General features: G+C 38.7%; 9 protein-coding genes, 1 rRNA gene and 3 pseudogenes. All 13 read right to left on the bottom strand.

Going from position 1 to position 11,651, the window contains the following annotated elements; all coding sequences use genetic code 11:
* Positions 1-178: 178 nt before the first annotated feature.
* Positions 179-1,730 (bottom strand): 16S ribosomal RNA (locus tag K6959_RS17185).
* 348 nt (positions 1,731-2,078) lie between these two features.
* Positions 2,079-3,563: a lysine--tRNA ligase gene (gene lysS / locus K6959_RS17180; protein ID WP_223087146.1), complete on the bottom strand. Its 1,485-nt coding sequence runs from the start codon at positions 3,561-3,563 to the stop codon at positions 2,079-2,081.
* Positions 3,564-3,724: 161 nt separating this feature from the next.
* Complete coding sequence (gene dusB / locus K6959_RS17175) at positions 3,725-4,723, bottom strand: tRNA dihydrouridine synthase DusB (protein ID WP_163243530.1); 999 nt, start codon at positions 4,721-4,723, stop codon at positions 3,725-3,727.
* A 29-nt stretch (positions 4,724-4,752) separates the two neighbouring features.
* A complete protein-coding gene (locus tag K6959_RS17170; RefSeq protein ID WP_163243531.1) occupies positions 4,753-4,968 on the bottom strand; it encodes a helix-turn-helix domain-containing protein in 216 nt (71 codons plus the stop codon).
* Positions 4,920-5,447 (bottom strand): 2-amino-4-hydroxy-6-hydroxymethyldihydropteridine diphosphokinase, encoded by a 528-nt coding sequence (gene folK / locus K6959_RS17165; protein WP_163243532.1) that lies wholly within the window; start codon positions 5,445-5,447, stop codon positions 4,920-4,922. The genes K6959_RS17170 and folK overlap by 49 nt, the downstream gene beginning before the upstream one ends.
* Positions 5,447-5,812: pseudogene (folB, locus tag K6959_RS17160) on the bottom strand (dihydroneopterin aldolase). The gene folK and the pseudogene folB overlap by 1 nt, the downstream one beginning before the upstream one ends.
* A pseudogene (gene folP, locus K6959_RS17155) lies at positions 5,790-6,627 on the bottom strand (dihydropteroate synthase). The pseudogenes folB and folP overlap by 23 nt, the downstream one beginning before the upstream one ends.
* A gap of 292 nt (positions 6,628-6,919) precedes the next feature.
* Positions 6,920-7,240 (bottom strand): group II intron maturase-specific domain-containing protein, encoded by a 321-nt coding sequence (locus tag K6959_RS17150; RefSeq protein ID WP_223087144.1) that lies wholly within the window; start codon positions 7,238-7,240, stop codon positions 6,920-6,922.
* Positions 7,241-7,790: 550 nt separating this feature from the next.
* Positions 7,791-8,720 carry a cysteine synthase A gene (gene cysK / locus K6959_RS17145; RefSeq protein ID WP_223087143.1) on the bottom strand — a complete coding sequence of 310 codons (930 nt, stop codon included), beginning with the start codon at positions 8,718-8,720 and terminating at the stop codon, positions 7,791-7,793.
* A 116-nt stretch (positions 8,721-8,836) separates the two neighbouring features.
* Entirely contained in the window at positions 8,837-9,100 is a 264-nt protein-coding gene (locus K6959_RS19950) for a peptidylprolyl isomerase (protein WP_394373011.1), read from the bottom strand.
* Positions 8,988-9,725 carry a SurA N-terminal domain-containing protein gene (locus tag K6959_RS17140; protein ID WP_316252506.1) on the bottom strand — a complete coding sequence of 246 codons (738 nt, stop codon included), beginning with the start codon at positions 9,723-9,725 and terminating at the stop codon, positions 8,988-8,990. Before K6959_RS17140 ends, K6959_RS19950 begins: the two co-directional genes overlap by 113 nt.
* A 19-nt stretch (positions 9,726-9,744) precedes the next feature.
* Positions 9,745-10,623, bottom strand: coding sequence for an Hsp33 family molecular chaperone HslO (gene hslO / locus K6959_RS17135; protein ID WP_223087141.1), 879 nt, complete (start codon positions 10,621-10,623; stop codon positions 9,745-9,747).
* Positions 10,624-10,658: 35 nt separating this feature from the next.
* Positions 10,659-11,446 (bottom strand): annotated as a pseudogene (locus K6959_RS17130) (type III pantothenate kinase).
* Positions 11,447-11,651 lie beyond the last annotated feature (205 nt).

Below are 11,651 nucleotides of genomic sequence, written 5' to 3'. Positions count from 1 at the left end.
TTTGCTTCCTAGAACTACTTGCTTCTCTTTTCCTTTTTTTTTAAGAGATATCTTTGGTGATACTCGGTTTCTTTCTTTTGCCTTCTTCATTTATTATCTAGTTTTCAAAGAACAATATTTGAGAGATTGCTCTCTCAAAACTAAACAAACAAACGATCAACCTTTAATGATTCCTTAGAAAGGAGGTGATCCAGCCGCACCTTCCGATACGGCTACCTTGTTACGACTTCACCCCAATCATCTGTCCCACCTTCGGCGGCTGGCTCCAAAAGGTTACCTCACCGACTTCGGGTGTTACAAACTCTCGTGGTGTGACGGGCGGTGTGTACAAGGCCCGGGAACGTATTCACCGCGGCATGCTGATCCGCGATTACTAGCGATTCCGGCTTCATGCAGGCGAGTTGCAGCCTGCAATCCGAACTGAGAATGGTTTTATGGGATTGGCTCGACCTCGCGGTTTCGCTGCCCTTTGTACCATCCATTGTAGCACGTGTGTAGCCCAGGTCATAAGGGGCATGATGATTTGACGTCATCCCCACCTTCCTCCGGTTTGTCACCGGCAGTCACCTTAGAGTGCCCAACTAAAGGCTGGCAACTAAGATCAAGGGTTGCGCTCGTTGCGGGACTTAACCCAACATCTCACGACACGAGCTGACGACAACCATGCACCACCTGTCACTCTGTCCCCCGAAGGGGAAAGTCCTATCTCTAGGAGTGGCAGAGGATGTCAAGACCTGGTAAGGTTCTTCGCGTTGCTTCGAATTAAACCACATGCTCCACCGCTTGTGCGGGCCCCCGTCAATTCCTTGAGTTTCAGCCTTGCGGCCGTACTCCCCAGGCGGAGTGCTTAATGCGTTTGCTGCAGCACTAAAGGGCGGAAACCCTCTAACACTTAGCACTCATCGTTTACGGCGTGGACTACCAGGGTATCTAATCCTGTTCGCTACCCACGCTTTCGCGCCTCAGCGTCAGTTACAGACCAGAGAGCCGCCTTCGCCACTGGTGTTCCTCCACATCTCTACGCATTTCACCGCTACACGTGGAATTCCACTCTCCTCTTCTGTACTCAAGTCCCCCAGTTTCCAATGACCCTCCACGGTTGAGCCGTGGGCTTTCACATCAGACTTAAAGGACCGCCTGCGCGCGCTTTACGCCCAATAATTCCGGACAACGCTTGCCACCTACGTATTACCGCGGCTGCTGGCACGTAGTTAGCCGTGGCTTTCTCGTTAGGTACCGTCAAGGTACCGCCTTATTCAAACGGTACTTGTTCTTCCCTAATAACAGAGCTTTACGATCCGAAGACCTTCTTCGCTCACGCGGCGTTGCTCCGTCAGACTTGCGTCCATTGCGGAAGATTCCCTACTGCTGCCTCCCGTAGGAGTCTGGGCCGTGTCTCAGTCCCAGTGTGGCCGATCACCCTCTCAGGTCGGCTACGCATCGTCGCCTTGGTGAGCCTTTACCTCACCAACTAGCTAATGCGCCGCGGGCCCATCTGTAAGTGATAGCCGAAGCCATCTTTTAACTCCTCTCCATGCGAAGAGAAGGAGTATCAGGTATTAGCCCCGGTTTCCCGAAGTTATCCCTGTCTTACAGGCAGGTTGCCCACGTGTTACTCACCCGTCCGCCGCTAACCGTTCAAAAGCAAGCTTTTGATCAGTTCGCTCGACTTGCATGTATTAGGCACGCCGCCAGCGTTCGTCCTGAGCCAGGATCAAACTCTCCAATAAACTTGGAGCGTTGATTCGCTCATAATAAAAAAATTAACGTTGGCAAGTGTCAGCTTCTAACAAATGGTTAGTTGCCTCCACTTTAAATTGTTTAAATTGTTGTTGACGTTTGTTTGTTTAGTTTTCAAAGAGCAATTTGCGTTAGTCGCTCATAAGCGACTTTTACAGTCTACCAAGTTTTTTTTTTAAAGTCAATGTCTTTTTTAAAAATTAACTTTTGATTTTTTTGGCGATAGGAATTAATATACCACCTTTAAATTAAGATTACAATAGTTTTTTTTCCAAAATTGTTTACATTATCAAAAGAGCAAAGCATTTTTCTAAAAAATGCTTTGCCTTTCATTTGTGTTAACGGTGTCGCATTAATGGAAATAATAAAACATCTCTAATAGAAGGTGAGTTTGTTAATAGCATCACTAAACGGTCAACTCCAATTCCTAATCCACCTGTTGGCGGCATTCCGTATTCTAGCGCCTCTATAAAATCATCATCCATCATATGAGCTTCATCATTTCCTTGTTCTCGCTCTTGTAACTGAGCTTTAAATCTTTCATGTTGATCAATTGGATCATTTAACTCAGTAAATGCATTTGCATGCTCCCGACCTACAATAAATAATTCGAAACGATCTGTAAAACGTGGGTCCTCCACATTTTTCTTTGCTAATGGTGATATTTCTACAGGATGCCCGTATATAAATGTAGGCTGAATTAACTTTTCTTCCACCTTTTGTTCAAAGAATTCATTGACGATATGGCCGTAAGTCATATTTTCGTTAATTTCAACATGATGTTCCTCGGCTAATTTACGGGCCTCTTCGGTACTTGTTTCTTTCCAAAAGTCGACTCCAGTTTCTTTTTTTATAGCGTCTACCATATGAAGTCTAGTCCACTCAGGTTCAAGATTAACTTCATATTCGCCATATTGAATAGTTGTTGTTCCAAGAACTTCTTTTGCTATGTGGGCGATTAAATTTTCTGTTAGGCTCATAATATCTCGATAGTCTGCATAAGCTTCATATAGCTCGATCATCGTAAATTCAGGATTATGGCGTGTAGATATCCCTTTGTTTCTAAATACTCGACCAATTTCATAAACCTTCTCTAATCCACCAACAATTAAACGTTTTAAATGAAGTTCAATGGCAATTCTCATATACAACTGCATATCCAGAGCGTTATGGTGAGTAATAAATGGGCGTGCTGAAGCTCCACCAGCAATTGTATGCATCATCGGCGTTTCTACCTCTAAATAACCGTGATTATCAAGGTAGCGTCGCATAGATTGAATAATCTTACTGCGTGTAATGAATGTTTCTCTGCTTTCTGGATTCATTGTTAAATCCAAGTATCTTTGACGATAACGTTGTTCAACATCTTTTAATCCATGGAATTTTTCAGGGAGTGGACGTAACGATTTTGTCAATAGATCGAAGTCTCCTACTTTAACAGAAAGTTCTCCTACTTTTGTTTTAAAAAGTGTTCCAGCAACCCCTACAATGTCTCCGATATCTGCTGTATTAAAAACTTCATATTGAGAGTCACCTACAGTATCTTTTCGAACATAAATTTGGATTTGTCCAGTTAAATCTTGAATATGGGCAAAACCTGCTTTTCCTTTTCCTCGTTTTGTCATAATCCGGCCAGCTATTGTAACAGAAACACCTTTAGCTGCAATATCCTCTTTTTCTAATTCCCCATACTGTTCTAATAGTTGTTTAGCCGTATGGGATCGTTCAAACCGCTTTCCAAACGGGTCTATCCCCTTTTCTCGTAATGCACTTAATTTCTCCCGTCTTACTTTTAATTGGTCATTCAGCTCTTCTAATCCCATTACTTAATCAACTCCAATATTTTATCTAATCATTTCGCTCAAAAAGGTTTTATCGATCTTATATATACTTTATTATTTTACACAATCTTAGGCAATCAAACATTACATAATTATAAATAAAAACTGTCAGCTATTGACTGACAGCTCCTTATTAAAAATCTTTATCCTGCTCGTACATTTTTTTGCTTTTCTTCAACTTCGGTTACAAGATTGTTTAATAAAGACACAAGTTCATCACGTGTATGACATTCGTTTATTGCATTGCGCACCTTCGCATTACCACGAATGCCTTTTAAATACCACGCAGTATGTTTACGCATTTCTTTTACAGCAATATGTTCGTTTTTTAAAGCAATTAAACGGTCCAGATGCAAAATACAGACATCGATTTTTTCGCGAACAGAAGGTTCATCCATTAACACACCTGTTTGAAGGTATTGAACTGTGCGATATATCATCCACGGATTACCTAAGGCAGCACGACCAATCATTACACCATCACAACCCGTTTCATCAAGCATTCTCTTTGCATCCTGCGGGGTTTGAACGTCACCGTTTCCGATAATAGGAATATTAACTGCTTGCTTAACTTCACGAATAATATTCCAATTTGCCTTTCCTTCGTACATTTGCACACGAGTACGCCCATGTAGAGACACTGCTTGACCTCCAGCCCGCTCAACAGCCTTTGCATTTTCTACTGCAAAAATATGATCTTCATCCCAGCCCATACGCATTTTTACTGTAACAGGTTTTTTTACAGCATCTACTACAGCAGATACCATTTCGTAAATTTTGTTTGGATCAAGTAACCACTTTGCGCCTGCATCGCATTTTGTTATTTTCGGAACGGGACACCCCATATTTATATCTATAATATCAGCATTTGTATTTTGCTCAACAAATTTAGCTGCTTCTACTAGAGTTTCTTTTTCACCGCCAAATATTTGAAGACTTAATGGCTTTTCTCGTTCATCAATATAGAGCATATTCATCGTTTTTTCATTTTTAAATACAATACCTTTATCACTAACCATTTCTGCACAAACAAGCCCTGCTCCAAACTCTTTGACTGTAAGACGAAAGGCAGAATTGCAAACACCAGCCATCGGTGCTAAAACAACAGGGTTTTTTATGTTAATATTTCCGATCTTTAGCATAATGCAACATCCTTTACAATGTTAAAAATTTAGTTTTCTAACTCAGGGGGAGCTAATTCCTCCACAGTTATATTTAAAAGATGAGCCACTTGGTGAAGAAATTCATTAGAAGGTACGCGATTCCCTCTTTCAATCTCACCTAATATAGACACTGAAATGCACAATTGTTTTGCGAAGCTTTCTTGAGTATAGCCTTTTAATTTTCGAAAAGCGCGAATACGTCTTCCCCATTTTTCTGCTTCCATATTCGAACACCTTCTTTATTAAGTTTGTTTTCTTCTTTTATAATAAATGGATCTTCAGCGATCGGAAGTTTGCTACTTTGTTTAATTTCTAATAATGGTACAATAACAAAAGCACGATTGTCCATTCGCGGATGAGGAATTATTAGTTCCTCTGTTTTAATATTTTCATGATTATAGAGGAGAATGTCAAGGTCTATTGTCCGTGGTCCCCATCTTATATCCCTTTTTCTCCCTAATTTATTTTCAATATTTAAACACACCTTTAACAAATCAAAAGGGTTTAAGTTTGTAGTCACTTGTACTACCATATTTAAAAACAGTGCTTGCTCTTCATAACCAATTGGATCAGTTTCATAGATCGAAGAAGTATTTACCACATTTATTTCACTATGTTGGTGAAGTGTTTTAACAGCTATCTCTAAATATTCCATTCGGTTTTCAATATTTGAACCAAGCCCAATATATGCTGTATGCTTCATTACTGAGTTCTTCTCCTTGTTATTTCTATCGCTATAGATTCAAAGTGACCTGGTATTGGCGCATCTGGCTTAATTACTTTTACTGTACAACTTTCAATTTTTTTATATTGTTTTTACAATGAAGATGCGATTTTTTCTGCGATAGCTTCAACAAGCTTAAAAGGTTTTCCCTCTACAATTTCTTTACAAAGTTGATAAAGCTCAGCGTAATTAATCGAATCCTCTAACCTGTCACTTTGACCGGCAGATTTCAAATTCATTTCAATTGTTAAATCGACAAAAAAGCGTTGACCAAGATGTGTTTCTTGAGGAAACACACCATGGTAACCATAAAACTCCATTTTATTTAAATATATTTTTTCCATTAGATTTATCCTTTCCAATAAGAGCATCCATCATTTTCACAAGACGCCCCATTTCTTTCACATCATGAACACGAACGATTTGACAACCCTTTTGAATACCATAACAAACAGTAGCCGCTGTTCCTTCTATTCGTTCTGTAACTGGTAAATCAAGAATATTGCCAATCATTGACTTTCGAGATGTTCCTAATAAAACCGGGTACCCGATGGCAACCAATTTATCTAGGTTTCGCATCATTTCAAGATTCTCTTGAGTGTTTTTGGCAAAACCAATACCAGGATCTAATATTATGTTGTCATCCTTTACACCTGCTTGTTTCACTAATGAAATACTTTCAAACAAATCATTAAACACATCTCGAATAAAGTGTTTGTAATGACGATTGTGACGGTTATGCATTAAAATAATAGGAGCGTTGCTTTCTGCTGCAACTTCAGCCATATTTGAATCAGCCTTTGCCCCCCAAAAGTCATTAATTATATGAGCACCTGCTTCGATTGCTCTTTTAGCTACTTTTCCTTTATATGTATCAATGGAGATAGGGACATTTACCTTGTCAGCGATAGCTTCTATAACTGGAATTACTCTTGAAAGTTCTTCCTCCGCCGTTACTTTTTCTGACCCAGGCCGAGTCGATTCGCCTCCAATATCAATAATATCAGCACCCGCTTCTACCATTTCAATTGCTCGTTTTACCGCTTTTTCTATATGATTGAATTTTCCACCATCTGAAAAAAGAGTCTGGTGTTATATTCAATATGCCCATTAGAATTGTTTTCTTTTGATAGTCGAGTGTGTATGATCCACACTTCATCACGTTGTTATCCATTATGGAACCCCCTAGGTTAATCTTATATTACTGTTTTACAGTATTAAAAGTATACATTCAAGAATAAAACAATATTTACTCTTTTGGAAACTAATCGAGTAGGAGACTAATCATTAATTGATTAGTCGACCTCTCACACAACCGTACGTACGGTTCCGTATACGGCGGTTCAACCTTTTAAGTATCGAAGCTCATAGAGTGTGGACAAATCTTTTAATCCCCATTTTCTGAGCTTTTCATTTGGTATGGCACGATGGATGATGTCATTAAGTGATACTCACCAATATCCTTTACGGGTATTGGCTAATTTCATCGCATCCTCATGATTAATTCCATATTTACGAAGCATTTTGTACTTTGTACGTACTAGCTTCCAACGCTTCCATATCAATTGTCTTAATCGATGATGTAACCACTGTTGAATATCTTTTATGAATGATTTCATATTTGAGATACCATAATAGTTAATCCATCCTGTTGTCGTTTGATTTATCTTTGTAATTATTTCGTGGAATGTTCCTGGTCGTTTTCGACTCGTTAGTTTCCTTAGCTTATCTTTAAATTTTCGTTTCGCCGACCTACTAGGTCGGCAATTCACTTTCCCATTAAATTTTGTATGTTAAATCCTGGGAATCTGGCCGATGTCGCCCCACACACTTTACTTTTCTTCTGGTTTATCGTGAGTCCTAAGTCCTTTTCAAGGAATTCGGTAAGATTGTTCAGCCCTTCATTTCCTTAGAAACTACTATGGCGTCTGCTGACTCCTCACAATTCATTGGATTATCACTAATACCATTGTTAATTCAATAACCCTTGTCAGACCTCCCCGGGTAAGCGCATCCACTTTCACACCATCTATCCGCCTCATTTACTTGATATGACCTTCGACAGAAAGAGCTTTATTTTGTTTGGCAAACTCACTCAATCATATCTAGCCTTGTATGAGATTCGTGTTCCTCGGATCGGTGTTTTGCCTCCAGCTTCCTTCAGATTCCATGTCACCACGGACACCCTTGCTCTTGGCTAACCTCTACTTCTGTCTTCGGGGTTCGGGACTTGCACCCTATAGTTCATGCGCATGCCGGGCGCACCACAAAAAACAGGAACTGATGGCTTCATCAATTCCTGTAAACGACATTTTGTTTATTTTATTCTGCTTCAAACTGATAAAGAGGTGTACTTAAATAACGTTCCCCGTTACTAGGAATAATCGCTAATACTTTTTTCTCTTTTCCTAGTTTTTTAGCAACTTCTAATGCTGCATATATAGCAGCACCAGAGGATATTCCGCCAAGAATACCTTCTTCACGGGCTGCTCGCCGCGCATATTCAAAGGCTTCATCTGTATTTACAGCTATTATATCATCATATATTTTTGTATTAAGAATTTTAGGTACAAAACCAGCACCGATTCCTTGAATTTTATGCGGACCTTTATGTCCCCCTGCTAAAACAGGTGAATCAGCTGGTTCAACAGCATAAATTTTAATATTTGGGTATTTTTCACGAAGGACTTCCCCTGTACCTGTTATCGTTCCGCCAGTTCCAACTCCAGATATAAATCCGTCCAACTGGTCTCCCATTTGTTGAACGATCTCTCTACCAGTTGTCTTCCGGTGTATCTCCGGGTTTGCCTCATTTTCAAATTGTTGCGGCATAAAGTAACCTTTTTCTGTTGATAATTCTTCTGCTTTTTGGATTGCTCCACCCATTCCTTCTGATCCAGGGGTTAAGACGAGATCGGCACCATATGCTCTTAATAAGTTGCGTCTTTCCATACTCATTGTTTCCGGCATTACAAGTATTGTTTTGTATCCTTTAGCAGCAGCAATCATTGCAAGACCAATTCCAGTGTTTCCACTCGTAGGTTCAATAAGAGTATCTCCCTGCTTTAATAATCCCTTCGCTTCCGCATCTTCAATCATCGCAAGAGCAATTCTATCTTTCACACTGCTCCCAGGATTCATATACTCAAGCTTTAAAAACACATCTGCACTTTGATCATCAACTAACCGATTTAGCTTTACAATCGGCGTATTACCGACTAACTCAGCTATAGAATTTGCTATGCTGACCATGAATGACACTTCCTATTCCGAGTAAATTTATTGGTTTATTATAATTTTAACATTAGGTAAATCATTTGTCAAATATTTAATTCTTACAAATTCCATGTCTATGCTGAAATCAGAAATCACTTTTCCTTTTTACCATAAAACCATTCTACACCGATTTCTTTCCAAAAAGGTTTTGTTGAAATGGGCATGTCCATTTGCTCAAGCGCAATTTGTCGACGAATTTGATCTTTAACTTCTTTATATGAATACTTTTTCCCCTTAATTCGCTCATGTAATAAAACGATTACATAACCTTGTTCGATTTTTGACGGTTTGCTCCATTGACCAGGCTTTAGTTTTTCTATTTCTAAAAAAAAAAAACGCTGTGAAAAATCGTTCATCATCCTTACTTACATATCCAAGATCCCCACCTTGGTTAGCGGAAAATTCATCAATAGATCGTTCCATTGCTAACACCGAAAAATTTGATCCGTCCTTTAATTCTTTTATCACTTGTTCTGCTTCTTTTTTTGTTTTCACAATAATTTGGGATATATGATAAGAAGGAGGAGGAATATTAAACCGTCTTTTTTTTTTCAGGTAATATTTTTTTAATTCCTTTTCAGATACTTTAACATCTTTCGTTAAGAGTTCTTCAAGAAATAGAGTATACTTTATTTGTTCTTTCCATCTTTCTTCATCTATTGATTGGTTCTGATAGTAAGGGCCATAAATTGTCTTTAACATTGTTAACTCTTGCTCAAGTTTTTTATCAGACATTTTAATCCCATATTTATCAACCGCTAATTCAATCACTTTTTGATTGACTAAATCTTCTAATACCTCTCGACCATAACGGACTTCTATCTCTTTTAACCACTCTTGCCTTGTAATCGTTTCTTTGCCGACTGTTGCTACAGTTTCATCCGCCTTTCCAAACTTATCCTTTGCAATAAAAAAAACAATAGTTATACAGTTCACCAAAATGAGAGCGCCAATGATGATCCACAACTGTTTCCTTGTCAACATATCCTCCCCCGAATAATTATTTTGACATTTTCTCTAACTTCTTTTGTTCGTCAATTGTAAAATGGTATGTTTTATTACAGAAATGACATTGAGCATCTGCTTTACCATCTTCTTCGATCATATCATTTATTTCTGCTTTTCCTAAACTAATTATTGCATTAGAAAATCGTTCTTTAGAACAATTACATTTAAATGTTACTGGCATTTTTTCGAGAATATTTACATTTTCTTCTCCAAATAGTTGTTCTAATAGTTGTTCAGGTAATAAACCTTGTTGGATCAATTTTGACACTGGGGGAATGGCTTGTATACGGCTTTCAAGTAAAGTAATTGTTTCTTCGTCCGCATCTGGAAGTAATTGCAAAATAAACCCCCCTGCAGCCAAAATGGTGTTATCTGGATTCACTAATACCCCGACCCCAACTGAAGAAGGAACTTGCTCAGAAGCAACAAAATAATAAGTGAAATCCTCACCGAGTTCCCCTGAAACAAGTTCAACTTGTCCCGTAAAGTATTCTCTTAAACCGATATCCTTTACAACCGTCAAAGACCCCGATGTTCCAACGGCTCTTCGAACATCAAGCTTCCCTTGCTTATTTAAGTCAAAATGTGTTTGCGGATTTGTTACATATCCGCGAACCTCACCCTTTGCGTTACTATCTATTAAGATTAAGCCAAGTGGTCCGCCGCCTTCTATCTTAATTGTTATTTTATCTTCGCCTTTTAACATCGCCCCCATCATAACACCAGCTGTTAATGCGCGCCCTAGTGCAGCTGATGCAGTCGGCCAAGTTCCGTGACGACGTTGCGCTTCTCCAACAGTATCAGTAGTTCTTGCGGCATAAGCACGTACTTTCCCATTAAAGGCAAGGGCTTTCACTAAATAATCACTCATTATAAAAGCTCCCTTCTGGAAGATTGATTGTTCGCTTACTTTTTTATCGTTTCCACGTTTCGTTTATAAATAAGCTGAAGACCTTTTAATGTTAAAAAAGGATCTACAATATCAATAGCTTTAGATTCCTTTGCAATTAGATCGGCTAAACGCCTAAACCGCCTGTTGCAATAACGGTCGGATTTTGCTTTCCATAGTCCTTCATTCGTTGGACTATTCCTTCAACTTGTCCAACATAACCGTATAATATCCCCGCTTGCATAGCAGCAACAGTATTTTTCCCAATAATTCCATCTGGACTAACAATATCAATTCGTGGAAGTTTAGCTGCTCTTGAGTAAAGAGCTTCTGTTGAAATTGTGATCCCTGGAGCAATTGCACCTCCCATATACTGTTTGTGTTTATTAATATAGCAATATGTAGTAGCAGTTCCGAAATCGACAATAATTAATGGACTTCCATATTCATGAATAGCCGCAACCGCATTCACAATACGGTCAGCTCCAACTTCCCTAGGATTTTCATATTTTATATTCAATCCTGTTTTTATCCCTGGTCCAACTATAACAGGGTTTAGATGAAAGTATTTTTCGCACATTCTTTCGAGAGCAGACATAATAGGCGGTACTACAGAAGAAATGATTATACCATTAATATCCGAAAATTTTAACTGAGCATGGTCGAACAATGCTTTTACTTGCATGCCATATTCATCTTCAGATTTATGTCGATTCGTCTCAATTCTCCAATGGTGCTTTAAATAATCTCCCTCATATACTCCTAAGACAATGTTCGTATTACCTACGTCAAAAACAAATATCAACATTCTCACCACTTATCAATATATTCGTTTATATTCTGCAAACATCATATCATAATATATAGGGAATCTTGCAACTTTAACAACCAAAATTATTACTTTATAAACAAAGTTTTTAATGCTTAAACATCGTTAATTTCAATTATAACGACAACAAAGGTGCCCTTATTAAGAGCACCTTTCAGATATGAACAAACGCTTACGTTCT

Source organism: Bacillus aquiflavi, from assembly GCF_019915265.1.
Taxonomy (GTDB): Bacteria; Bacillota; Bacilli; order Bacillales; family Cytobacillaceae; genus Bacillus_BT; species Bacillus_BT aquiflavi.
The sequence above is the reverse complement of the archived record's forward strand: the minus strand, read 5'-3'. Positions and strand labels throughout refer to the sequence as shown.